Annotated in this window: 23 protein-coding genes; 12 read left to right on the forward strand and 11 right to left on the reverse strand. The window is 70.4% G+C overall.

Annotation, left to right across the window (positions count from 1 at the left end; translation table 11 throughout):
- Nucleotides 1–34 precede the first annotated feature (34 nt).
- The 4 genes from OKJ99_RS05265 to OKJ99_RS05280 all read right to left on the reverse strand — a co-directional run bounded on the left by OKJ99_RS05265 (nucleotide 35) and on the right by OKJ99_RS05280 (nucleotide 4,071).
- Nucleotides 35–946 (reverse strand): SMP-30/gluconolactonase/LRE family protein, encoded by a 912-nt coding sequence (locus tag OKJ99_RS05265; RefSeq protein ID WP_326014558.1) that lies wholly within the window; start codon nucleotides 944–946, stop codon nucleotides 35–37.
- A 29-nt stretch (nucleotides 947–975) separates the two neighbouring features.
- Complete coding sequence (dgoD, locus tag OKJ99_RS05270; RefSeq protein ID WP_326014559.1) at nucleotides 976–2,121, reverse strand: galactonate dehydratase; 1,146 nt, start codon at nucleotides 2,119–2,121, stop codon at nucleotides 976–978.
- A 57-nt stretch (nucleotides 2,122–2,178) separates the two neighbouring features.
- Entirely contained in the window at nucleotides 2,179–2,934 is a 756-nt protein-coding gene (locus OKJ99_RS05275; RefSeq protein WP_326014560.1) for an SDR family NAD(P)-dependent oxidoreductase, read from the reverse strand.
- Nucleotides 2,935–3,114: 180 nt separating this feature from the next.
- Nucleotides 3,115–4,071 (reverse strand): YhfZ family protein, encoded by a 957-nt coding sequence (locus tag OKJ99_RS05280; RefSeq protein ID WP_326014561.1) that lies wholly within the window; start codon nucleotides 4,069–4,071, stop codon nucleotides 3,115–3,117.
- Between the two features lie 67 nt (nucleotides 4,072–4,138).
- On the opposite strand from OKJ99_RS05280, the gene OKJ99_RS05285 reads away from it, so the two are divergent.
- Entirely contained in the window at nucleotides 4,139–4,363 is a 225-nt protein-coding gene (locus tag OKJ99_RS05285; protein ID WP_326014562.1) for an MFS transporter, read from the forward strand.
- Between the two features lie 36 nt (nucleotides 4,364–4,399).
- On the opposite strand, the gene OKJ99_RS05290 is transcribed toward OKJ99_RS05285, so the two are convergent.
- Entirely contained in the window at nucleotides 4,400–5,233 is an 834-nt protein-coding gene (locus tag OKJ99_RS05290; protein WP_326014563.1) for an enoyl-CoA hydratase/isomerase family protein, read from the reverse strand.
- A 106-nt stretch (nucleotides 5,234–5,339) separates the two neighbouring features.
- On the opposite strand from OKJ99_RS05290, the gene OKJ99_RS05295 reads away from it, so the two are divergent.
- Nucleotides 5,340–5,732 carry a winged helix-turn-helix transcriptional regulator gene (locus OKJ99_RS05295; RefSeq protein WP_326014564.1) on the forward strand — a complete coding sequence of 131 codons (393 nt, stop codon included), beginning with the start codon at nucleotides 5,340–5,342 and terminating at the stop codon, nucleotides 5,730–5,732.
- A gap of 23 nt (nucleotides 5,733–5,755) precedes the next feature.
- On the opposite strand, the gene OKJ99_RS05300 is transcribed toward OKJ99_RS05295, so the two are convergent.
- From OKJ99_RS05300 to OKJ99_RS05310, 3 genes are all read right to left on the reverse strand, one after another.
- A complete protein-coding gene (locus OKJ99_RS05300) occupies nucleotides 5,756–7,174 on the reverse strand; it encodes an MFS transporter (RefSeq protein ID WP_326014565.1) in 1,419 nt (472 codons plus the stop codon).
- On the reverse strand, nucleotides 7,171–7,641 hold the full coding sequence (locus tag OKJ99_RS05305; RefSeq protein WP_326014566.1) for a MarR family winged helix-turn-helix transcriptional regulator: 471 nt from the start codon (nucleotides 7,639–7,641) through the stop codon (nucleotides 7,171–7,173). The genes OKJ99_RS05300 and OKJ99_RS05305 overlap by 4 nt, the downstream gene beginning before the upstream one ends.
- 83 nt (nucleotides 7,642–7,724) lie before the next feature.
- The gene (locus OKJ99_RS05310; RefSeq protein ID WP_326014567.1) at nucleotides 7,725–8,165 is read right to left on the reverse strand and encodes a winged helix-turn-helix transcriptional regulator; all 441 of its coding nucleotides are present in this window, start codon (nucleotides 8,163–8,165) and stop codon (nucleotides 7,725–7,727) included.
- Nucleotides 8,166–8,405: 240 nt separating this feature from the next.
- Between OKJ99_RS05310 and OKJ99_RS05315 the strand changes: the two genes are divergently transcribed.
- Together OKJ99_RS05315 and OKJ99_RS05320 are read left to right on the forward strand one after the other, a co-directional pair.
- Nucleotides 8,406–9,176: an SDR family NAD(P)-dependent oxidoreductase gene (locus tag OKJ99_RS05315; RefSeq protein ID WP_326014568.1), complete on the forward strand. Its 771-nt coding sequence runs from the start codon at nucleotides 8,406–8,408 to the stop codon at nucleotides 9,174–9,176.
- A gap of 100 nt (nucleotides 9,177–9,276) precedes the next feature.
- Complete coding sequence (locus OKJ99_RS05320; protein ID WP_326014569.1) at nucleotides 9,277–9,837, forward strand: NAD(P)H-dependent oxidoreductase; 561 nt, start codon at nucleotides 9,277–9,279, stop codon at nucleotides 9,835–9,837.
- A 624-nt stretch (nucleotides 9,838–10,461) separates the two neighbouring features.
- Here OKJ99_RS05320 and OKJ99_RS05325 read toward each other — a convergent pair.
- Complete coding sequence (locus OKJ99_RS05325; RefSeq protein WP_326014570.1) at nucleotides 10,462–11,940, reverse strand: sugar porter family MFS transporter; 1,479 nt, start codon at nucleotides 11,938–11,940, stop codon at nucleotides 10,462–10,464.
- A 348-nt stretch (nucleotides 11,941–12,288) separates the two neighbouring features.
- Here OKJ99_RS05325 and OKJ99_RS05330 point away from each other — a divergent pair, with 348 nt between their 5' ends.
- The 8 genes from OKJ99_RS05330 (at nucleotide 12,289) to OKJ99_RS05365 (ending at nucleotide 22,016) form a co-directional block, all read left to right on the forward strand.
- Entirely contained in the window at nucleotides 12,289–13,731 is a 1,443-nt protein-coding gene (locus OKJ99_RS05330) for an aldehyde dehydrogenase family protein (RefSeq protein ID WP_326014571.1), read from the forward strand.
- 45 nt (nucleotides 13,732–13,776) lie between these two features.
- The gene (iolD, locus tag OKJ99_RS05335; RefSeq protein ID WP_326014572.1) at nucleotides 13,777–15,756 is read left to right on the forward strand and encodes a 3D-(3,5/4)-trihydroxycyclohexane-1,2-dione acylhydrolase (decyclizing); all 1,980 of its coding nucleotides are present in this window, start codon (nucleotides 13,777–13,779) and stop codon (nucleotides 15,754–15,756) included.
- On the forward strand, nucleotides 15,753–16,577 hold the full coding sequence (locus OKJ99_RS05340; RefSeq protein WP_326014573.1) for an HpcH/HpaI aldolase family protein: 825 nt from the start codon (nucleotides 15,753–15,755) through the stop codon (nucleotides 16,575–16,577). Before iolD ends, OKJ99_RS05340 begins: the two co-directional genes overlap by 4 nt.
- On the forward strand, nucleotides 16,574–17,788 hold the full coding sequence (locus OKJ99_RS05345; RefSeq protein WP_326014574.1) for a Gfo/Idh/MocA family protein: 1,215 nt from the start codon (nucleotides 16,574–16,576) through the stop codon (nucleotides 17,786–17,788). The genes OKJ99_RS05340 and OKJ99_RS05345 overlap by 4 nt, the downstream gene beginning before the upstream one ends.
- 6 nt (nucleotides 17,789–17,794) lie before the next feature.
- Nucleotides 17,795–18,787, forward strand: a complete 993-nt coding sequence (locus OKJ99_RS05350) for an NAD(P)-dependent oxidoreductase (RefSeq protein WP_326014575.1) — start codon at nucleotides 17,795–17,797, stop codon at nucleotides 18,785–18,787.
- Nucleotides 18,784–19,713, forward strand: a complete 930-nt coding sequence (locus OKJ99_RS05355) for a sugar phosphate isomerase/epimerase family protein (RefSeq protein ID WP_326014576.1) — start codon at nucleotides 18,784–18,786, stop codon at nucleotides 19,711–19,713. The genes OKJ99_RS05350 and OKJ99_RS05355 overlap by 4 nt, the downstream gene beginning before the upstream one ends.
- Before the next feature lie 48 nt (nucleotides 19,714–19,761).
- A complete protein-coding gene (locus OKJ99_RS05360) occupies nucleotides 19,762–20,607 on the forward strand; it encodes a sugar phosphate isomerase/epimerase family protein (protein WP_326014577.1) in 846 nt (281 codons plus the stop codon).
- A gap of 71 nt (nucleotides 20,608–20,678) precedes the next feature.
- Entirely contained in the window at nucleotides 20,679–22,016 is a 1,338-nt protein-coding gene (locus tag OKJ99_RS05365) for an alpha/beta hydrolase-fold protein (RefSeq protein ID WP_326014578.1), read from the forward strand.
- Here the strand turns inward: OKJ99_RS05365 and iolB are convergent.
- Nucleotides 21,997–22,911 (reverse strand): 5-deoxy-glucuronate isomerase, encoded by a 915-nt coding sequence (gene iolB, locus OKJ99_RS05370; protein ID WP_326014579.1) that lies wholly within the window; start codon nucleotides 22,909–22,911, stop codon nucleotides 21,997–21,999. The two genes, OKJ99_RS05365 and iolB, sit on opposite strands and share 20 nt — an antisense overlap.
- 41 nt (nucleotides 22,912–22,952) lie before the next feature.
- Nucleotides 22,953–23,852, reverse strand: a complete 900-nt coding sequence (locus OKJ99_RS05375; protein WP_326014580.1) for a Cgl0159 family (beta/alpha)8-fold protein — start codon at nucleotides 23,850–23,852, stop codon at nucleotides 22,953–22,955.
- Between the last annotated feature and the right edge of the window lie 27 nt (nucleotides 23,853–23,879).

A 23,879-nucleotide genomic window follows, 5' to 3' on the forward strand; every position in this document is an offset into this window, starting at 1 on the left:
TCCGGGCCGCTGCGGGGGTTGTCGCGTACGAGGCTCACGTCGTCAGCGAGGCGCGCGGCGTCGGTACAGGCGGTGCCGTGCAAGGGATGTCCAGGACGGCGCCGTCCCACGGGCCCGGATCGGCCAGCCCCACTGCGGCCGTGGTGACCAGGAGCCGCTGCCCGGTGAGACAGACGCTGGTCGGCTGGGCCGCGGGGAGTGGCACCGCGGTCAGCAGGCGGCCGTCGGGGCTGTAGCAACGCACTTGCGCCGCGCCCCACACGGCGCACCACAGGCGGCCGTGCGCATCCGTGACCATCCCGTCCGGGCTGCCCTCGTCCGTGGTGAAACGGGCGAACGGGCGGCGCTCGGAGAGCGCGCCGCTGCGGCGGTCCAGGGTGAAGGCGTCGATGTGGCCGTGTGCGCTGTCGGCGAGGTAGAGGGTGGTGCCGTCGGGCGAGAAGGCGGGGCCGTTGGGAATGGTGAGCCCGGCGACGACCTCGCTGACCGTGCCGTCAGGGTCCAGCCGGTAGAGGCTGCCGGCGCCCTCGGTGTTGTCGTAGGCCATGCTGCCGGCCCACATCCGCCCGGCCGCGTCGCAGACCGCGTCGTTCATCCGACGCGTCGGCCCGGCGCCCGAAGCCGGACGGTGCAGCCACCGGGGCTCGGCGTCACGCGCGCCTTCAGCCGGCAGGAGGACAAAGCCGGTGCCCGCCGCGGCGAGCCACCCGTGTCCGGGCAGCGGGGCGACGGCTCCGAGTGGCTCGGGCAGCCGGGCGATCTGGGTCAGTGCATGCTCGGGGGCCGCCGCGGGGTCCAGACGCAGCAGTCGTCCGGCGAGGATGTCGACCAGGATGACGCTGTGGTCGTCCAACAGCCGTAGGCCCTCGCCCAGTTCGAGTCGGTCGGGCGACACCGCGCGCACAGCGCGTGCGTCCAGCGTCGGCGGTTCGTGCGGGTGCTCCATGCTCGACTCCTTCCTTGGGATGGCCGGAGTCACCATTCGGCGAACGAACCGTCGGCGTGCCGCCACACCGGGTTGTGCCAGTCGGGAGCCTTGCCGTCGGCGCGGCGCACCGCCTTCTCGTCGACCTCGATGCCGAGGCCGGGGGCGAGCGGCCTGCGGATGTGGCCCGCGTCGAAGCGGAACACTTCGGGGTCGACGACGTAGTCGAGGACTTCGGCGCCGTCGTTGTAGTGGATGCCGATGCTCTGTTCCTGGATGAGGAAGTTCGGTGTGGCGAAGGCCACTTGCAGGCTCGCGGCCAGCGATATCGGGCCGAGTGGGCAGTGCGGAGCCAGCAGGACGTCGAAGGTCTCCGCCAGTGAGGCCATGCGGCGCACCTCGGAGATGCCGCCCGCGTGCGACAGGTCGGGCTGCAGGACGGCGATGCCCGCCTGCAGGGCGGGCAGGGCGTCGGTCCGCGAGAACAGCCGCTCGCCCGTGGCGATCGGCACCGGCGATGCGGCGACCACGTCGGCGAGGCGGTGGGTGTACTCCGGCAGTACCGGCTCCTCCACGAACAGCGGGTGCAGCGGAGCGAGTTCGGGCAGGACGCGGCCCGCGTTGGCGACGTTGAAGCGGCCGTGGAAGTCGACGGCGAAGTCGCGGTCGGGGCCGAGCACCTCGCGGGCCGCGGCAGCTCGTTCGACCACGAGGTCGACGTCCGCCCGGGTGGCCAGCCGGTTCATCCGGCCGCTGGCGTTCATCTTCACCGCGGTGAAGCCGGCCTCCACCTGGGCCGCGACCGCGTCCGTGATCTCGGCGGGTTCGTCGCCGCCCACCCAGCTGTACGCCCGTACGCGCTCGCGCACCGGGCCGCCGAGCAGCACGTGCACCGGCGCCCCGAGCGCCTTGCCCACGATGTCCCACAGGGCCTGGTCCAGTCCCGCGACGGCGCTCGAGAGTACGGGGCCGCCGCGGTAGAAGGAGCCCTTGCTCATGACCTGCCAGTGATCCTCGACGCGCAGCGGGTCCTGGCCGATGAGGTACTCGGCGAGTTCGTGCACGGCGGTGCGGACGGTGGCCGCTCGGCCCTCGACGACGGGCTCGCCCCAGCCGACCGTGCCGTCGTCGGTCTCGATGCGGCAGAAGAGCCAGCGGGGCGGGAGGGCGAAGGTCTCAACCCGGGTGATCTTCAAGGGTGTTGCTCCAAGCAGAGTGAGGAACGAACGGGCGGCGACGCGAGGCCCGCGCGGTCACGAGGAGTTCTTCATGACGCTCCAGCCGCCGTCGACGACGAGCGACGCCCCGGTCACGAAGGACGCGTCGTCGCCTGCGAGGAACGCGACCGCCGCGGCGACCTCCTCGGGCCGGCCGAGTCGGCCGGCCGCGGTCTCTCGCGCAGCCGCGCGGCGCTCCTCCTCGCCGATGCCGTCCCAGGCCTGCGTCAGGACAGGCCCGGGGAGCACGCTGTTGACCCGTACGCGGCCGCCGTACTCGACGGCCAACTGCCGTGCGAGTCCAGTCAGGCCGGCTTTCGCGGCGGCGTACGCGGGCCGTCCGGGCAGCCCCACCAGGGCGTGCACGGAGGACACGAGTACGACGCTGCCCCCGGTCGAGGTCAGGTCGTCCAGACAGGCACGCACGCCCAGGAACGCCCCGGACAGGCTGACGGCCAGCTGACGGTTCCACTCGGCGACGCTGGTCGCGTGGGCCGGTGCCAAGTGGACGGTGTAGGCGTTGCTGATCAGTGTGTGGATCGGCCCGAAGGCGGTGTGCGCGGCTTCGACGGTCTCGGCCCAGGAGGATTCCTCCGACACGTCGCAGTGCTGGAACAGGGCGCTCCCGCCCGCCTGGCGGATGGAGTCGACGGTCTCGGTGCCGCCCTTGTCGTCGATGTCCGCGACGACCACACAGGCGCCGTCGGCCGCCAGCCGACGGGCGGTGGCGGCTCCGATGCCGCCGGCGGCGCCGGTGACGAGGGCGCACTTCCCGGACGAGAGACGATCCACGGGCGAAGGGGTTGCGGGGTGCACGGGGTGCTCCTGTGGGAGAGGGCAGACGTCACAAATTAAATATGAATTATTGTGGCCTGCCAAGAGGTGTACGCCACATCACCCTCCAGGAAGGCAGGCAAACGACTGCTCTCCGGCACCGATGGCGCCGGAGAGCAGAGTGGTCCTGGTACGCCGTTATTCGGCCGCGTCGAGCCGTACAGGGGGAAGCGCGGCGTCCGTGGCCGCGTTCTCCGCACGGCCGGGGATTGCATCGGGAGCCGCCCGCTCCAGGAGGACCCCGGCGAGGTTGTCGGTGGTGGCGACGAGGACGGCGGGGGAGATGGCGTCGGCGAGGGTGCATGCCGGTTCGGTGGAGAGGGGAGTGGTGCGCAGACCGGCGGCTTCGAGCGGGATCAGCGTGTCCACCGTGTGCCATACGCCGGTGTCGATGGTGGCTTCCAGGACGGCCCTGGGGACTTGCGTGAAGTCGGTCTCCACGTACTCCACCCCGTCCGGCGGGAACTGGGCCCGGGTCAGGCGGCGGTGGTCGTCGGAGGCCGGGTCGAGGCCCACCCGCAGGGGGCCGGGGCCCGGCGTGGGTGCGGCATCCGTCCGGGAGACCACGACCAGGGTGCCCGGGGCGTAGTAGGTGCCCTCCCGGAGGCTGATCGACCGGTGGCCGCCTGCCGTGGCCGAGCCGAGCAGGTCACTCGCGGCGCCCGCCGACACCAGCGCGAGATCCGCCTGTTCGTGGTCCAGCGCCGCCAACCGGCTCTCCGCGCCCCGCAGATGACCCACGGTGGTGAGGATGCCGTGGTCGGCGAAGACCCGGGCGACCGCCCGGGCGACGTCGGTGGCCTCGGGCGGTGCGTTCGGCGGCAGCAGCAGGTGGACGGGGGCGAGCCGGGCCGCCGACCACAGCTTGCCGGTGTCCAGGGCGGTGACAAAGGTGCCCTGATGGCCCCGTGCCACCAGGGAGATGGCCTGTTCGTCGCGCAGCGAGCGCAGCGCCTTTTGCACCGTGCCGGAGCCCACGCCCAGGGCGTCCTGGTAGTGCGTGGTGGTCGGGAGCCGACCGCCGATGCCGACGCGCAGGGCGTCACGGGCGATGGCCGCCGACGGATCTCCGGACGTGCTGTGGGGCGCTGTCATCAGGTCTGCGTGTGCTCTCGCGTATTCCGGTTCCTGCGGACCGCGTCGACGGGCCGCAGGAAGGTTGATGGAGGGTCAGCCGAGGAACTTCCCGGCGGCGTCGGCGGACACCCCATCCGGCTGGCTGGTGTTCTTCCCCGTCCTCGTCGACGGCATCGGGGCCTCCGGCACCTTCTTCCTCTTCGCCGGGATCTGCCTGGCCGCCCTGGTCTTCGCGGCGGCCCTCGTCCCCGAGACCCGGGGCCGCAGCCTGGAGGACCTCGGACAGACCGGAACTCGGGCCCCGAGGTAGGGCAGTGCGGTGATGTGTCCAGTCGCCGTCCGGCAATCAGCGAGCGACGCTGCGCATCAGCCCTTCAAGGTCGCGTTCGCCGGCCGGTGTCTGCGCCCCGTCCCGCAGGCCCCCGCTGATCAGGTGTTGAGCGGCCGGCAGGCTGAACGTAGAAGCCCAAGCGTCGTTCTCACGAAGGAGTCCTTCCTTGAAGTCGTCGGCGGGCAGCGCGCTCTTGGCCGCTTCGATGACACCGTCGGGCAGCGCGGCGATATTGCGGGCCGTACGGTCGACGTACTCGTCGAGCTCGTCGGCCGGCAGGGCCCGGTTGATCCAGCCGTAGGACGCCGCGGTCTCGGCATCGAACAGGTCGGCGGTGAGGACCACCTCCAGTGCACGGTTGCGGCCCACGCGGTCCCGGAGGTACTGCGTTCCGCCTCCGCCGGGGACGATGCCCATGAGCGCTTCGATCTGACCGAGTCCAGCGGTCTCGATGGCGGCGAACGCCATGTCCGCCGCGGCCACGAATTCAGCGCCGCCACCGCGGGCCTTCCCGGCGAGCTTCACGATGGTCACCTGGGGCTGGTGGCGGATCAGCTCACCGATCGCCTGGAACACGTTGACGTCCGCCGGCGCGGATGCGGCGAGTTCCTGGAGGGCGTCCATCTCCTCGCCGATGTGCATGTCCACGTGAGCGATGAAGAACTCCGGGTCGGCGCTCGAGAAGACGATCACGCGGACGGATGAATCGTCCCGGAGGCCGTTCAGCACCGTCCGCAGCTCGCGCATCATCGTCGTTCCGAGCGCGTTCACCGGGGGACTGTCGAGGACGATCCGGGCGACGCCGTGTTCGCTGCTCATGTGCAGGGTCGAGTAGGCATCGTTCGTCATGAGGGTCTCCGTTGGTAACCGCTGAGCAGGTAGGTTTGCCATGCATACCTACCGTCGGAGACGGCGCCCGGCTGGTCAAGAACGCACTTTGGGGGCACCAAGGATCATGAAGGACACCGATCTGCATGGCGTTGACGCCGAAACGCGGCCGGTCTTCCGGGCGGACTGCCCCAGCCGGCCGATCCTCGACCAGATAGCGGACAAGTGGTCGATGATGGTGATGGCGCTGCTGGAGCGGCCCACCCGGTTCAATGAGTTGAAGCGAGGTCTGGAGGGCGTCACACAACGTGTCCTCACCCAGACACTGCGCCGTCTCGAGCGCAACGGCATGATTCGGCGCACGGTGCTGCCGACCTCACCGGTCGGCGTCGAGTACTCGCTCACACCCCTGGGCGAGTCCCTGCGCGAGCCGTTCGGGCAGCTCTACGACTGGACCGTGGAGCACAGTGAAGAGATCCAGAGCAGCCGGCGGGCATACGACACCAGGGCTGACGCCTAACCGCCTGGCCATGAGGGCGCTTCTCAGGTGGTCGCTTTGCGGTGACGCATCAGGCCGCGGTCCAGAACGGTCAGCAGCAGAACTGCGACCCCTGCCGCGACCAGTACGAGGCCGAGGATGTGCAGTCCATGGTCGCCGGCGCCGTCGCGGAAGACGATGCCGCCGATCACGGACGAGGTGATGGTGCCGAGGTAGCCGAAGGTGCGGAACAGGCCGGAGGCGGTGCCGATCTGGTCGGCGGGCGCCGTCTGGTACAGGGCGGTCTGGTTGCCGACGGTGCTCGTGGCGGACGTGACGCCGAAGATCAGCGTGACGAGTACGAGGGCGATCGCCGGGCTGTCGGAACCGAGCAGCACGATGCCGGCCGATCCGAGCAGCATGGTCAGCGCGGAGACGATCATCGGCCCGCGCACCAGGTTGCGGCGGGCGAGCGGCCGGGAGAGCAGAGCGGAGACGGCGCCCATCGGCAGCAGCATCAGGCCCGTCTGGAGGGCGGACAAGCCGTAAGAGGCTTGCATCCACTGCGTCAGGCCGAACATCACCGAGTAGACGCCGAGCAGAGTGAGCGCCTGGCGCAGGTAGGTGCGGGTCAGGGCGCCGTTCGAGGCCAGCCCGCGCAGGTCGAAGAAGGGGGCGTTGCGGCGCAGCTCCCACCAGGCGGTCGGGATCGCGGCCGCGACGAACACGATCAGGGCGGCCCACTGGATGTCGGGCAGGGCCATCAGGAAGACGACCAGCGAGGTCATCGTGCCGGCGAAGCCGATGATGCCGGTCAGGTCGATCCGCCGCGCGACTTGGCGGAGCCCGCTGTTCGCGCTCTCCAGCGGCGGGTCCTTGGGTAGTCGCAGGGCCATCACCAGGGCGATCGCGGTGACCGGGATATTGACGAGGAAGGCCCAGCGCCAGCCCGCCGCCCCCACCAGGAGGCCGCCGATGGGCGGGCCTATCGCGGCGGTGGCCATACCGGCGATGGCCAGTCCGCCGAGCACGCCGCCCGGCGGTTGATCCAGGCCCACCTGCTCGGCGCGGCGCCGGATCATGACCATGGCGCAGGGGAACCCGGCCGAGGTGCCGAGGCCGATCAGGACCCGGGCGACAGTCAGCATCGCCAGGTTCTGCCCCAGGCTGCCGACGACCCCGCCGAGCAGGACGAGCACGATGCCCGCGAGGAAGACGCGCCGGGCGCCGAGGACCTCGGCGGGCTTGCCGGCCGTCGGCTGGGCGACGGCGCTGGCCAGGTAGAGGGAGGAGACGAGGACGGCCGTGGCGCCCACCGCCACGTTCATCTCGGTCGCGATGGGGACCAGCGCGGTCGCAATGATGGAGCTGTTGATCGGGTTGAGGCTGGAGCCCACATAGAGCGGCGCGGTGAAGGTCCAGGCAAAGGGCTTGCGGGTGACACCGGCCGATGCGGAGGTGGCATCGGCAGTGCGGGCTCTCATATGACGGCTTCGTTCAGGTCGGCGTCGGCGAGTCGTTCCAGCAGCTCGATCGCCTTGTCCATGTCCTTCCGTTCCTGCGGGACGACGACCTGGTCGATGGCGCGCGCCAGGAAGGCGGCGCGCCCCGTGAGGAGCTTGTCGATCAGCTCGGTCGCGGACGCGTCGGCGCTCATCAGCTTCTTGCGGCCGTCCTTTGGATCGGGCTCGCTGTGCACCAGGCCCGCGGCCTTCAGTACGGCCAGGCTCTGCGCGATGGCCTGGCCGCTGACGTGCTCGGTCGAGGCGAGCCGGGCGGCGGTGACCGGTCCCTCGCGCACGACGCCCGCCAGGACGCCGAGCTGCGTGGCGCTCAACCCGGTCGCGTGCTGGCCCGATTCCGTGCGCAGCCGTGCTCGAAGCCGCGTGATGGCGTCGTTGAGGCGCTGCGCGGTCGCAGTGGATTCCTGCGGCCCAGGGTGCTTGTCCATGCCCACAAGCCTAAACAACCCAAGAAACTTCGCCAAGTTACTTGGGTTGTTTATCTGGGCTCATGAACCGGCGTCCAGTGGAGTCACCCGCCGTGCGGGGCGCTCCTGTCGTGTGCGTCCTGGTGGCGCCGGATCTCGGTGTGCTGTTCTGCGGACCAGGCGGCCAGGGGTTCGACGGCGGAGAGCAGGGAGGCGCCGAGGTCGGTGAGGGAGTACTCGACGCGGGGCGGCACCTCCGGATAGGCGGTGCGGTCGACGAGGTCGCTGCGCTCAAGGCGCTTGAGGGTGAGGGTGAGCATCCGTCGGGAGAGTGCGGGGATCGCGGTGTCGAGGTCCGAGTAACGGGCGTCATTGACGGCCAGGACGCCGATGACCAGCATGCTCCACTTGTCGCCGACCAGGTCGAGGACCTCACGGATGAAGTCCGCGTCCTGCTCGTCCCAGCGTGCGCACGGACCCGAGAGGGGCAGTACGTTCGGCCGCGCCTCGCCGGGGGAGGCCGCCTGGCCCTCGTTGTTGCTCACGGATGACGCCCTTCCGGTGTTCCTCAGGAACATAAAAGTACCTTTTGTAACCCTTGTCGCGTTCGTGCACAGTGGGCCGCGCACCAGGGCGTCAACGCACTGGTGCGCAGCGGTTGTGCTGCACGCACAGGTCGGCAACCGCCGGGCACGTCAGGCGTATTCCCGCCTCCTCGTCCCCGGTTGGTTCCCGTCTGCCGAACCGGCATCGCACCCTCACGCAGCGAAAGGATGTGCCCCGTCATGGAAGGGCTCAAGGACAAGGTTTTCATCGTCACCGGTGGCGGATCGGGCATGGGCGCGGTCACCGTACAGCGCCTGCTGGCCGAAGGCGCCAAGGTGGTCGCGGCCGGCACCAACCCCGACAAGCTCGCCCGGACCCGCGAGCAGGCCGGCGAGGCCGCCGACCGACTGCTCACGGTCCAGTTCGACCTCCGGGACGCGGACTCCATCGCCTCGCTGGTCGCCCAGACCACTGACCACTTCGGCCGCCTCGACGGTGTCGCCAACGTCGCCGCCGCCGTCAGCCCGGAACTCTCCGCGCGCGACCAGGGCGTCGACACCATGGACCCCGACGTGTGGGCCGAGATGATGCGCATCAACGTCATCGGCACCGGCCTCGTGATCCGCGAGAGCCTGCCCGCACTGACCGCCGCGGGCGGCGGATCGATCGTCAACGTCTCGTCCCTCGCGGCATGGCAGCGCGAGGAGTGGCTCACCGCGTACGCCTCCTCCAAGATCGCCCTGCACGCGCTCACCCGCCACACCGCGCACGCCTGGGGCAAGCAGAACATCCGGACCAACGCGGTCGCCCCCGGGGTCGTCCTCACCGAGAACGTCCGCACCGGCACGCCCCCCGAGATCCTCCAGACCCTCCTGGAGAAGACCGCGCTCCCGCGGCTCGGCGAGCCCGAGGACGTCGCCAACATGATCGTCTTCCTGCTCTCCGACGAGGCCGCCTGGATCACCGGCCAGATCCTGTCGGTCGACGGCGGAGTCACCATGCGCGAGTAGCACGGCCCGCTACGGCGACCGCGACCCGCACCGGTCCCGCACGTACCTCTTCGTACGTCTTCGTACGCCTTCCGTCGGCACGCCCATGTCTGGAGAACCCATGTCCGTCCACATCCTCGCCCTCGTCGGCAGCCTGCGCTCCGGCTCGCACAACCGTCAGCTCGCCGAGGCCGCCGTGAAGCACGCCCCCGAGGACGTCGAGGTCACCCTCTACGAGGGCCTGGCCGAAGTGCCGTTCTACAACGAGGACTTCGACACCGACGCGCTGCGCCCCGCCGCTGCGACCCGGCTGCGCGAGGCCGCCGCGCAGGCCGAAGCGTTCCTGCTCGTCACTCCCGAGTACAACGGCACCATGCCCGCCGTGCTGAAGAACGCCATCGACTGGCTGTCCCGCCCGTTCGGGTCCAGTGCGCTGGCCGGTTCGCCGACGGCTGTCGTCGGCACCGCCTTCGGGCAGTACGGCGGCGTGTGGGCCCAGGACGACGCCCGCAAGTCGGCCGGTATCGCCGGTGCCACGATCGTGGAGGACGCCAAGCTCGCGATACCGGGCTCGGTGACCCGCTTTGCCGAGACCCACCCGGCCGATGACACCGAGGCCGTCGCGCAGCTCAAGCAGGTGCTCAGTGCCCTCGCCACCACCGTCGAGGCGCCTGCGGTCTGAGCCTCTCGGCCCTTCCCTGACCGTGCTCGCACGGCGAGGTTCGACAGCAGTTCGTACGCTCGCGAGGCTGCGTGGGTTACAGGTGGCGGCCTTGCTTCATGGGCCATCTCTGGGCAACGGCAATACGCTTGGTGCCGGCGGTCGTTGTGCCGCCACGGCTCCGGGCCCCCGAGCCTCGTGCACTGCTGGGCCCACTGGAGCTGCGGCGCCGACGATACGCGGCTCCAGTTCTCCGCCCTGTCGCGTGCTGTGCGGAGCGAGCTCTTGAACTCTCCGCCCCTAGCGCAGGGCCCCGCGCGAGGGAGGGGGAGGGGAGCCACCTCCCTCGCGCCCGGCAGGGCACGCTTACTCTTCTGAGTGTCTTGTTCGCCTCCTGGCACTCCGTGGAACGGCCCGTCCAGGAGTTCGCTGCCGTGCGCGATGAAGGCCGCGTATTCATCGCGACGAATGTGGCGGAGCCGCTGCTCACGCGTGCTCGTGGCTTGTGTGTCGGGTTGGTTCCGTGCGGCGCGATACGCGACACGGGCAGCACCTCGGGCTCCGCAAGGCTGGATACCGACCTCTGAGTCACCGTGAGCGCCGTGACGTTGGCAAGTACGCGGGAGGTCCGTTCGCACGGCTCGGTCACCGAGAAGGTGCGGCCGGAGCTTCCTGGGTCACACGGTTGGTCTTCCTGAAGTCGTAGGCCGTGCCGCTGGTGATGTCCTGCTCCAGTGTCTCCAGCGACCGTCCGCGGGTCTCGGGTACCTGAGTGACGACGAAGAGCAGGGCGACCGCTCCGATGCCGGCGAACAGGAAGAACGCCCCGGTGATGCCGACCGCCGTGACCAGCGACGGGAAGAACAGGGCGAGCAGCGCGTTCACGAACCAGCCGAAGAACACGGCGACACCGATCCCCAGGCCACGCATGTGCAGCGGGAAGACCTCCGCCAGCCACACCCATACCGCGACGTTGAGGCATGACTGCATCGAGAAGACGAACGCCACGATGAGGAACAGGAGGACGTACGGGCGCAGCGCGTTGCCGACCGGCAGTGTCATCGAAGCGGTGCCGATGAGGAGATGGCAGGCCGTGGTCAAGGAGAGGCCGATGGCGAACGTCTTGCGCCGGTCGACCTTGTCCATGTTGTGCAGCGCGACAATGCCACCGATGACGGCGAAGACACCCGAGGCGATGTTGGCGACGAGCGCCGCGCTCGCGGTGAATCCCGCCTCGATCAGTACCCGCTGGCCGTAGTACATGATCGAGTTGATGCCGGTGAGCTGCTGGGCCACGGCGACCCCGATGCCGACGAGCAGGATCCGGATCAGCCACTTGTTCGTCAGGATCGCCCGGACGCCAACCTGGTGATGTCCCCGCTCCTCCGCGGCAAGGCGCTGCACCTCGGCCAGTTCGGCGATGGCCCGCTCCTCGGAGCGGACGGTCTTCAGCACTGCAAGGGCCTGCTCGTGGTGCCCCTTCTCGATCAGCCAGCGAGGCGACTCGGGCATCCGCAGCATCCCCACGAACAGGGCCACGGCAGGGAGCGCGCAGACGGAGAACATGATCCGCCAGACGCCGTCCAGATCGCCGAGGACGGTGCCGATGATCGCGTTCATCACGAACGCCGCGAGCTGCCCGATCACGATCGCCAGCTCGTTGCGCCCGGTGATCGAGCCCCTGATCTCGACTGCCGCGAGCTCGGCGAGGTAGACCGGGACCACGGTCGACGCGCCACCGACCGCGAGCCCGACCAGGATCCGTCCGGCCACCAGGAGCCCGAAGTTCGGCGAGAACACCACGAACAGCGTGCCTGAGAAGAACAGGACCGCGAACAGGATGATCGCCCTGCGACGCCCCCACGCGTCGGAGACCTGCCCGCCGAGCAGGGCGCCCACCGCCGCCGCGAAGACCAGTGAGCTGATGGCGACACCCAACGACAGGTTGTCCAGACCGAGTTCGAGCTGCATGGGGTGCTCTGCACCGTTGCTGACACCTGTGTCGTAGCCGAACAGTAGGCCTCCGAAGCAGGCGACGATGGAGATGAGGCCGAGCCTCTCGCGGTGCGGTCCGGGTGTGAGCGGTGGAAGCGCCGATTTCCGTGTGCTGACGGAAGAGGTCATGGGGAACTCCTTTGTTCAGGCCTCGGGTGTCCCGCAGTGACGACGGCCGGCGACGGGACGGCCGGCCGGCCCTGGCCGTGGAGGGTGCCTCGTCCAGTGGCCCGGTGCGGTGCCCGTCATTGTGGGGAGCCTGTCGATGGCCGAGCAATCCGCGGGAGTCCGTCAAAAATCCCTCATTCGACGCCGGTCCAGCCGAAACCTCCGAGCCTCCGATGAGGGCTTCTTGATGGGTTCGGGATGAGGGAGAAATGGCGTCTCCGATGATGGGCTAATGATGGGTTCTGGCTCTTCAGCGGTCCGCCCTCACACACCTAACGTTGCGTCCACGTAAACGGAAGGGAGAAGGCAATGGCGCCCGCGGAATTGCTGATCGGAAGCCGGTGGCAGGCACCGGCCGGGCGGGGGCGGACCCACGAAGTGGCCTCACCCTTCGACGGATCGAGCGTCGGTACCGTGGCGCTCGCCGGGCTCGATGACGTCGAGGCGGCCCTGTCCGCGGCGGAGCGGGGAGCCGCGGTGTGGCGGCGCACGCCGGCCCATGAGCGGATGCGCATCCTGTTGCGGGCGGCCGAGTTGGCCGACGAGCGTGCGGGGAAGGTCGCATCGACCATCAGCGCGGAGTCGGGCAAGACCATCACCGAGGCCACGGGGGAGGCGTCGCGCTCCGGGGACATCATCCGCCTCGCGGCCTTCGAGGGCACCCAACTCTATGGCGACACCCTGCCGTTGGACGCGAACGGTGGCACCGGCCTGGACAAGGTCGGCTTCACGGTGCGTCAGCCCTGCGGGGTCGTCGTCGCCATCACGCCCTTCAACTACCCGGCACTCCTCGTGCTCCACAAGCTGGCACCGGCGCTCGCCGCCGGCAACGCGGTCGTCCTCAAGCCGGCCACCTCAACTCCGCTGACCGCGCTGGAACTTGCCGCGTGCTTCGTGGATGCGGGGTTGCCCGAGGGGGTGCTCTCCGTGCTCGTCGGATCGGGCGGCGTTCTCGGGGACGCACTCGTGTCCGACGCGCGCGTCCGCAAGATCTCCTTCACCGGTTCCACGGCCACGGGTGAACACATCACACGGGTCGCAGGTGTGAAGAAGCTCTCCCTTGAGCTGGGCGCATCCTGCCCGGTCGTCGTGCTGCCGGATGCCGACATCGAACTCGCCGCCGGGGCAGTTGCGTTGGGCGGTTACGTGAACGCCGGGCAGGTGTGCATCTCCGTTCAGCGGGTGATCACGCACCCCGACGTGACGGCCGACTTTCTGGACGCACTCGTCCCCAAGGTCGAGGCCATCACCACCGGGAACCCCGCGTCCCCCGATACGGCCATGGGCTCCCTGATCAGCGCCCGCGAGGCGGAGCGGGTGGTGCGGGCCATCGCGCGGGCCGGCGCGGACGGCGCACGCGTGCTGACCGGCGGCGAGCGCGAAGGGGCCGTCGTCACACCGGCCGTCGTCGCCGACGTCGACCCCAACTCTCCTTTCAGCCAGCACGAGTTGTTCGGCCCCGCCGTCGCGGTCAGTTCCGCCGCGGACTGGGAGTCCGCTCTGGCGCAGGCCAACGGGACGGCGTACGGACTCGGGGCCGGTGTGTTCACCTCCGATGTCGCCGGCGCGGTCCGGGCCGTGCGGGAGATCGACGCCGGGTCGGTGCACATCAACTGGACGCCGCTGTGGCGGGCGGACCTGATGCCGTACGGCGGCCTGAAGGGCAGCGGCTACGGCAAGGAGGGCCCGCGCGCGGCGGTCGCCGAGATGACCGAGGCCAAGACCATCGTGCTGCACGGTCGCCCCTGGTGACCCGGCCGACGCATCCCCGTACACACCCCTACCAGGAGCCGACTCATGACCCATCGCAAGCAACACGGCACCATGCGCCTCACTGTGGCCCAAGCCGTCGTCACCTACCTCTCCCGACAGTTCTCCGTCGCCGACGGTGAGCGTCATCGCCTGATACCCGCCGCCCTCGGCATCTTCGGCCACGGCAACGTCGCCGGGCTCGGCCAGGCTCTTGACCAGCTCAGCGACGAACTCCCCTTCGTCCAGGGCCGCAACGAGCAGGCCCTCGTCCATGTGGCCACCGCCTACGCCAAGGCCTCCAAGCGACACTCCACCCTGGCGGTCACCGCGTCCATCGGCCCCGGTGCGCTGAACATGGTGACCGGCGCAGGCCTCGCGACGGTCAACCGGCTGCCCGTCCTGCTGCTGCCCGGCGACACCTACGCGACCCGCGGCCAGGGTCCTGTGCTCCAGCAGCTGCAGCACCCCGTCGAGGCCGACACCTCGGTGAACGACGCCTTCCGCCCCGTCTCCCGGTTCTTCGACCGCATCACCCGGCCCGAACAGCTGCTCACCGCACTGCCCGCGGCGATGCGCGCGCTCACGGATCTGGACACCGGCGCCGTCGTCGTCTCGCTCCCGCAGGACGTCCAGTCGCACGCGTACGACTTCCCGGCGGAGTTCTTCGCCGAGCGCGACTGGCCGATCCGGCGGCCCGCGCCGGACGTCGACGAGGTCGCGGTGGTCGCGCGGATGCTCGCCGAGGCGGAGCGGCCCCTGGTCATCGCCGGTGGGGGAGTCGTGTACTCCGGCGCCACCGAGGAACTGGAGGAACTTGCCGAGGCGGCGGGCCTGCCCGTCGCCGAGACGTTCGCGGGCAAGGGAGCGGTCCAGCGCCGCGCATGGTGGCAGCTCGGGGGCATCGGCCTCGAAGGCACCCCGGCCGTCAACACCCTTGCCAGGGAAGCCGACTTCGTCCTCACCATCGGTTCACGCCTGACCGACTTCGCCACCGCCTCGCAGTCCCTCTTCCAGCACCCCGACGTGCGCTTCGCCAGCATCAACGTCAACGTGCACGACGTCGGACGGCTCGGTGCGACCGGCATCGTCGCCGACGCCAAACGCGCACTCGCCGCACTGACTGACGCGGTCCGGCGCGACGGCACCACCACGTCGCCGCAGTGGCAGGAGAAGACGCGGGCCCTCGACGAGGAGTGGCGCGGCCGACGCGCAGCAGCACTCGACCCGGACACCCCCTTCGACCGGGCGCCGCTGCCCGCCGGCGCGGACTCCATCCCCGACACCGACGCCCATCTCACGCAGGGCCAGCTCATCGGCCTGCTGCAGGAGCACGCGCGGTCCGGCGACACGATCATCGCTGCCGCCGGTGGTCCGCCCGGCGACCTGCAGAAGGTGTGGGACGCCACCGAAGGCCGCTTCGCACACCTGGAGTTCGGCTTCTCCTGCATGGGCTACGAGCTGCCCGCAGCGATCGGTGTCCGCTTCGCCAAGCCCGATCCCTCGAAGCGAGTCCTCTCCCTGCTCGGTGACGGCACTTTCCTGATGGCCCCGACCGAACTCGTCACGGCCGCACAGGAGAAACTCCCGATCACCGTCGTCATCCCGGAGAACCACGGCTACCAGGTCATCCACCGGCTCCAAATGATGCGCAGCGGGCGGGAGTTCGGGAACGAGTTCCGGTACCGCGACGCCGGCCTGGAGATCGGCAGTCCGGAGGGCGGCTCCGGCAAGGCGGCGCGTCTGGAGGGTGACTATCTCCAGGTCGACCTCGTCAAGACGGCGGAGGGCCTCGGCGCACGTGCGCTGCGTGCCACGACCGCCGACGAGGTGCGTTCCGCGCTGGCCGAGACCCGCGACCACGACGGCCCGGTCGTCCTGGTGGTCCCCGTGATCCCGCACGTCGACCTTCCCGGCGCCGGCGTGTGGTGGGACGTGGCCCCGGCCGAGGTCTCCGAGCAGGAAGCGGTCGCGCAACTGCGTGCCGAGTACGAAGAAGGCCTGGCTTCCCAGAGGTGGTACGGATGACTGGCTCTCCGCTGAACCGCTCTTCCCTGAACCGCTCTCCCTTGGATCACGGCCGGCTGCGCGCCCGACTCGCGTCCGGCGAGGACACACTGGGCACTTTCGTCGGCGCGGCGTCCCCGGTCACCGCGGAGGTCTGCGCCGCGGCCGGAGCCGACTGGCTGCTCCTCGACCTCGAACACGGCGCGGGCGGCGAGGAACAGGTCCGCGACGCCGTCCCCGCCGCGGCGGCCTACGGCGTGCCCGTCGTCGTACGCGTCGAGTCCGCGGCCCGTATCCGGGTCGGCCGGGTGCTCGACCTCGGCGCGGCGGGCATCATGCTGCCCCGCCTCGACTCCGCGGACGAGGTGCGGGAGTCGCTGCGCCACCTGCGCTACCCACCGGCCGGTGACCGCGGGGTGGCCACGTACAACCGTGCCTGCCGGTTCGGACTCGACGCCGGCGCCCTGGACCGGGAGGGCGAGATCCTCGGCGTGGTCCAGATCGAGTCGGCCCGCGCGCTGGCCGAGGTCGAGGAGATCGCGGCGATCGACGGCGTGGACGTGCTGTTCGTCGGCCCCCGCGACCTCAGCCACGACCTGGGTGTGCCGGGCGATCTGACCGCACCCGTCTACCGGGAGGCCCTGGAACGCGTACGCAAGGCGGCGGCCTCGCACGGCAAGGCATGCGGCCTGCTCGTATCCGACGGAGCCGCGGCCGCCGCCCAGCGGGCCGAGGGCTGGACCTTCCTCGCCATCGGCTCCGACTCGACCCTCCTGGCAGCAGCACTGTCCAAGGCCCTCACCGAGGCCCGCCGCCACGACGACGAGGAGACGACCTCATGACCACCACCCCGAGCGCCGCCCGCACGGTCGGCGTCGGACTGATCAGCGTCGGCTGGATGGGCAAGCTCCACAGCCGCGCCTACCAGGCACTGCCGTCCGTCTACCCCGAACTCGGCATCAGGCCCCGCTTGGTGCACGCCGCCGACACGGCCGAGGACCGCGCGGACCACGCCCGTGACGTGCTCGGATACGAGAGGGCGAGCACCGACTACCGCGCCGTTCTGGACGACCCCGCCGTCGACGTCGTGTCGATCTGCGCCCCGAACGTGCTCCACCACGAGATCGGCATCGCCGCCGCGAAGGCCGGCAAGCCGTTCTGGATCGAGAAGCCCGTCGGCCGCAGCGCGGAGGAGACCGCCGAGGTCGCCGCCGCCGCGCGGACGGCCGGCGTCGTCACCTCCATCGGCTACAACTACCGGCACGCCCCCGCGGTCGAGCGGGCCCGGGAACTGATCGCCGCGGGAAAGCTGGGCCGCGTCACCAACGTGCGCGCCACCTTCTTCTCGGGCTACGCCGCCGAACCCAACGCCGCCCTGTCCTGGCGCTTCAAGCGCGACCTAGCCGGACACGGCGCCCTCGCCGACCTGATGAGCCACGTCGTGGACCTCGTCAGCTACGTCGTCGCCCCGATCGGCGAGGTCTCCGCGCTCACCAGCACCGTCCACACCGAGCGCCCCGTCCTCCCGATGGGGTCGGGCACGCACTTCGCGGTGATCGAGGACGGCGAGATGGCAGCCGTCGAGAACGACGACTACGCCGCCGCCCTCGTCCGCTTCGGCGGCGGAGCCGTCGGCACGCTGGAGGCCTCGCGCACCATCGTCGGACCGCAGTGTGGCATCGGCTTCGAGATCTACGGCACCGACGGCTCGGTCACCTGGAACTTCGAGCGCATGAACGAGCTGCGCGTCGCCCTCGACCGCAGCGGCCCGCACCAGGGCTACACCACCGTCCTCGGCAACAGTCACCTCGGCGACTACGCCCACTTCCAGCCCGGTCCTGGCAACAGCATGGGCTACGACGACCTGAAGGTGATCGAGGCCAAGAAGTTCCTCGCCGCCGTGGCCGGCATCGAGCACCGCAACTCCACGATCGAGGACGCGCACGCCGTCGCCGAGGTCATTTCCGCAGCGGCCGCGTCCGCGACGAGCGGCGCCTGGGAGAAGGCGGCACCGGCACCCGGGGCGACCTTCGGCCGTCCGGCAGGGAGCTGAGAGAACATGCCCAAGGCGTCCCGGACCGCGCCACTGTCCCAGCCCGAGCAACCGTCTCAGCACGTCGTCGTGGGCCTCGGACCCGTCGACCCCGCCATCGTCGGTGACGTCCTCGGCGAGGACGTCACCTTCGTCCCCGATCCCACCCCCGACGACCTCGCCGTCGCCGAGGGCGCCATCGTCCGCGCCGACCGCCACGTCGACGAGGACCTCCTCGCACGGGCGCCACGGCTGCGGGTCATCGCACGCACCGGCGTCGGCGTCGACCTGGTCGACGTGGCAGCGGCGTCCGCCCGCGGCATCCCCGTGGTCATCACCCCGAACAGTGGCAGCCGAGCCGTGGCCGAGGGCGTCCTCGCCATGGCCCTGCACCTGACCAAGCGGCTGCGCCCGCTCACCGACCTGGTGCGCGAGGGCCGTTGGGCCGAACGGAACTCCGTACCGGTCGGCGACCTCGACGGCGCCACCCTGGGCATCGTCGGCCATGGCCGCATCGGCCGCCGGGTGGGCGAACTGGCGGCGGCGTTCGGGATGCGAACCCTCGCATACGACCCGTACAGCCCGCCGCCACCCGAGATCGCCCGAGCCGATCCGGGGGAACTGGCCGAGGCGAGCGATGTGCTCACCCTGCACGTGCCGCTCACCGACGAGACGCGGCACCTCGTGGATGAGGCCTTCCTGGCCCGCGTGAAACCGGGGGCGGTGCTCATCAACTGCGGCCGGGGCGCCCTGATCGATCCGGATGCCACCCTGGCCGCGCTGAAGGCGGGCCGGCTCTCCGGCGTCGGCCTTGATGTGTTCGATCCCGAACCGGCCCGCCACCACCCGCTGTTCGACCACCCCGACGTCGTCCTGACCCCGCACCTGATGGGCATGACGCGGCGAGCGATGGCCCTGACCTTCGTCGACGCCGCCCGCGGCGTCGCGGACGTGCTCGCAGGCCGGCCGCCCACGGCGGTCGCCGATCCCGACTGGACCCACCGAAAGGCCATGGCATGAACACCCAGCCGTTGCAGTCGCCGAACTCGCTGAACCGGATCGCGGGCGCGCCCATCTCCTGGGGGGTGTGCGAAGTCCCCGGATGGGGATACCAGTTGGCGCCCGACCGGGTGCTGAGCGAGATGCGCGAAGTGGGTCTGTCCGCGACCGAGTTCGGCCCGGAGGGCTTCCTGCCGGCCGCACCGGACGCGATGGCCCGAACCCTCGCCCACCACGACCTGCGGGCCGTCGGCGGATTCACCCCGCTCCTGCTGCATGTCGCCGGTCACGACCCGCTGCCCGAGGTGGAGCGGCTCCTGGAGAGCTATGCCGCCTCCGAGGCGGACACCCTCGTCCTGTCGGCCATCACCGGCCAGGACGGCTACGACTCCCGCCCGGAACTCGACAACGACGGCTGGAAGTTGCTGCTGTCCCACCTCGACCGGCTGACCCGGCTCGCCGCCGAACACGGCGTACGTGCCGTACTGCACCCGCACGTCGGCACCATGGTCGAGAACGGTGACGAGGTCCAGCGGGTCCTGGAGCACTCGGCGATCTCCCTCTGCCTCGACACCGGGCACCTGCTCATCGGCGGCACCGACCCCGCGGAACTGACACGCCAGGCACCCGAGCGGATCGCCCACACGCACATGAAGGACGTCGACGCCTCGCTCGCCGCGAAGGTCCAGGACGGTCGTATCGCCTACACCGACGCCGTGCGAGAGGGCATGTACCGCCCCCTCGGCGCGGGAGACGTCGACGTCCAGGCCATCGTGACCCACCTCGACTCGCGCGGATACGACGGCTGGTACGTCCTCGAACAGGACACCATCCTGGCCGAGGAGCCCCGGGGGAGGGGCCCCGTCGACGACGTGTGGGCGAGCGCCGAACACCTCCGCTCGGTCCTGCGCGACGCCGCGCACGCACGGACACTGACGCAGGCGTAGCCGTGGCCGAGTCAATTTCGGAAGAGCGAGAATCGAGAGGTGCGAAGGATGCCCACTGACGATCTGCTGGCCACCTGCTGGACCACGGCCGGCGACGCCGCACCCGGGCGGCACGACCAGCGCAGTCCGCTCTCGCTGCGGGAGCGTGCCGAGGCGGCAAGTGCCGCCGGATTCACGGGATTCGGACTCCTGCACGCGGACCTGGTGGAGGCCGAGCGAGAGTACGGGATCGCCGGCATCAGGTCTCTCTTCGAGGACAACGGACTCGTCCACCTCGAACTGGAGCTCCTGACCGACTGGTGGGCCGACGGGCCCGAGCGCGCCGCGTCCGACGCCGTACGCCGCGATCTGCTGCGGGCCGTCGAGGTACTCGGCGCGCACCATCTCAAGATCGCACCGGACGTCGAGGACGGGCCTTGGCAACTCGACACCTGGGCCAAGGAGTTCGCTGCCCTGGCGGCTCAGGCGGACGGCGTGGGCGCCCGGCTCGGGATCGAGTTCCTGCCCTGGTCCAACCTCAAGACACTGCACGACGGACTCGAACTCGTCGAGACCGCTGGGCATCCTGCGGGCGGCCTCATCATCGACGCATGGCACACCGAGCGCGCCGGTACGCCTCCGGCCGACCTGGCACACGTGCCCGCGTCGCGCATCGTGGGCGTGGAGCTCAATGACGCCGACCCGCAGGTCATCGGCACCCTCTTCGAGGACACCGTCAGCCGCCGCCGGTTGTGCGGCGAGGGCGCGTTCGACCTGCCGGGCATCATCGCGGCGCTCCGTACGGCCGGCTGGTCGGGGCCCTGGGGCGTGGAGATCCTCTCCGACTCGCACCGGGCGCTTCCCGTACGTGAGGCCACCGAGGCGGCGTACCGCACCGCGGCGGCGCTGCTGTAGTCCTGACCCGGCTGTGTGGTGCGCACAGCCGGGTCACCAGCCGCCTGCCAGGCGCCTTCGTTAGTTTCGCCGTGTCCAGCCTCTGCGGCTCCTCCGGAGCGGGCAGCTCCGGAATGCGGTCCGCGACCGCGATCACGAAGGTCTACGGTGCGGGCCAGAAGTTCATCGCCGTGGCGGTCTCGTACGACAGCACCATCGCCAACGCGAGCGTGAAGAAGACCGCGTTCAAGGTCGCGGGGCGCACCGTGACCAAGGTCTACGCCAACACCAAGGCCGCGCTCGCGGCGAAGGGCACGGACGGGCGCTACGTCATCGTCGAGCTCGACCCCGACGAATCGGACGCCCTGCTGTGGGTGACGGATCAGGGCGGCGGAGGCTCGGGATCGTCCCGCGGCGGCCAGAAGCCGAGCGCCTCGGGGGGCCCGAAGCCGAGCCCCGGCGCCGGTCCCTCGGGCGGTGCCGGCGGGAAGATCGTCGCCGGCAACAACACCCCCGGCGGCACCATCAAGACCGCCAAGGGCACCGTGCGCCAGACCGGCACACTGACCACGACCGACGGCACCGGCATCGCGGCGAGCAGCGCCAAACTGACCACCAGCAAGGTGGTGAACCTGATCGTCGACGACTTCCAGCAGCTGTCCTACAAGGACACCGTCAGCGGACGAACCCTGAAGTACAACCTCTTCGTGCCGGCCGACTACGACGACGGCAAGTCCTACCCCCTGGTCCTTTTCATGCACGACGCCAGCGTCGTCAACGTCGCGACGGAGGGCCCGCTGGTGCAGGGGCTCGGCGCTGTGTGCTGGGCCGGCCCGGAGGACCAGGCGAGGAACGAGTGCCTCGTGGTGGCGCCCGAGTACCAGGAGGTGGTGCTCGACGACACCTATGAGCCGACGGACCTGTTCGACACCACCGCCAAGCTCGTCAAGGCGGTGGCGAAGAAGTACAGCGTCGACAGCAAGCGGATCTACACGACCGGGCAGTCGATGGGCGGGATGATGTCGATCGGCCTCAACGTCAAGTATCCGGACCTGTTCGCCGCCGCATTCGTGGTGGCCGGCCAGTGGCCGGACGAGCAGTGCGATTCGCTCGCGGACAAGACCCAGTGGTTCCTCGCCTCGCAGGACGACTCCGGCGCCTACCCCGGCCAGCAGGCCATCCTCAAGGTCATCAAGGCCGAGGGCGCTGACATCACGACGGCGGTCTGGGACGCCACCTCCACCGCCGCAGAGTTCGCCACGGACGTCCGCCGCGTGACGGCGAAGTCCACCCCGGTGAACTTCACGCCGTTGCAGTCGGGCACCGTGCAGAAGGCCACCGGCGGCACCACCATGGCCCACATGGCCACCTGGCAGGTCGCCTACACGATACCGGGCATCCGGGACTGGATCATGAAGCAGTCCCAGTAGGGACAGGCTCGTCGCGGCCGTCCGGCGCGGTGTACAGGGGAAGGCGGGGGTCGAGGGGACGGCCGTCCCAGTTGTCGCGCACGCCCGCGTGGTCGGGGTGGTCGCAGATCAGCCAGGAGCGCTCGGCGCCGGGCCCGGCCATGACGTTGAGGTAGTACATGTCGTGTCCCGGCGCGGCGACGGAGGGGCCGTGCCAGCCGTCCGGCACCAGCACGGTGTCGCGGTCGTGGACCTCGGCCAGAAGGTCGGTGCCCCGGCCGTTGCCGGAGGGGGAGACCCGCTGATAGCCGAGGCCGCCCGCACCGGCGATCTCGAAGTAGTAGATCTCCTCGAGGAGGCTCTCGCCCGCACGTTCCTCGTCGTGCTTGTGCGGCGGGAAGGAGGACCAGTTGCCGCCCGGGGTCAGCACTTCGACGGCGATCAACTTGTCGCAGGCGAAGGCTCCTGCGGCGGCGAAGTTGTTGACCTGACGGCTGAACTGGCCGCTGCCGCGCAGCTCGACGGGGACGGCCGAGGCCGGCTGGTAGCGGGCGGGCAGGCGCCGGTCGCAGCGGGCCCCGGTGAGGGCGAAGCGTCCGCCGTCGCGGGTGGTGAGCGTCGCGTGGGCGTCGCGGGGTGCGTACACGAAGTCGGTGACGCCAGTGAAGACGCTCTCCCGACCGGCCAGTTGGAACGTGTCTCCGTCGACGGCGACCGTGCAGGACCCGGAGAGCGGCAGGACGATCCACTCGCTGTCCTCGGTGTCGAAGTCGTGCCGGCCGCCGGGCGCCAGCTCGACGACGCGCAGACTCGAGTAGGCCCAGCCGGCGGTCCGCGGTGTGACATCAGTGGTGTACGGGCTGTCGGTGGCGCTGCCTGCGGGCAGGTGGCACTCGTGGGTCTGACGGGTGGTCACGGGCTGAACTCCTTCGCAAGGGGTGCCGTTCGGTGTGCCGCTCACAGCAGGCCCACCGCGGTGTCGACCGCGGCCTCCACGCTGCCGGTGGCGGGGTAGAGCAGGGACCGGCCGACGACCAGGCCCTGCACGGTGGGGAGTTGGAGCGCCTTGCGCCACTTCTCGTACGCGGCTTCCTGCTCGGCCGCGGACGAACCGATGTCGCCGCCCAGCAGGACGGTGGGCAGCGTGGACGTCTCCACGGCCTGAGCCATGTCGTCCGCGTCGTCGGTCACGGGAAGCTTGAGCCAGGTGTAGGCCGACGTGCCGCCGAGGCCCGAGGCGATGGCGATGGAACGGGTGACGGCCTCGACGCTCAGGTCGTTCCGGACACGTCGGTCGGCGCCGTCGCCGACCTGCCGGGAGATGAACGGCTCGACGAAGACCGGGAGTTGACGCTCCGCCATCGCGTTGATCGCCTGTGCCGTGGCCTCCAGGGTGGTGAGCGATCCCGCGTCCGCGTAGTCGATGCGCAGCAGCAGTTTGCCCGCGTCGAAGCGCAGCCTGGCGAGGTCCTCGGGGCGGTGCCCGGTGAAGCGGTCGTCCAACTCGAACGAGGCACCCGCGAGGCCGCCGCGGTTCATCGACCCGATGGCGACCTTGCCGTCGAGGGCGCCGAGCAGCAGCAGATCCTCCAGGATGTCGGCGGTGCCGAGCACACCGTCGACACCGGGGCGCGACAACGCCGTGCACAGCCGCTCCAGGAGGTCGGCGCGCCGTGCCATGGCGTACGGCCGACCGCCCGCGGCGAGGGCTCCGCGCGCCGGGTGGTCGGCGGCGACGATCATCAGCCGTCCGCCGTCGCCGACGAGAGGGCGGCGGGCGCGCCGGGCGGCGGCGTCGGCGATGGCCTCGGGGTGGCGGGCCCGTATCGCCGTGAGGTCGGATATGGAGACGTTCACAGGTGTGACCTCTTTCGAGGGTCGAAA

It is taken from the genome of Streptomyces endophyticus (genome assembly GCF_035798155.1).
In the GTDB taxonomy this organism is placed as follows: domain Bacteria; phylum Actinomycetota; class Actinomycetes; order Streptomycetales; family Streptomycetaceae; genus Streptomyces; species Streptomyces endophyticus.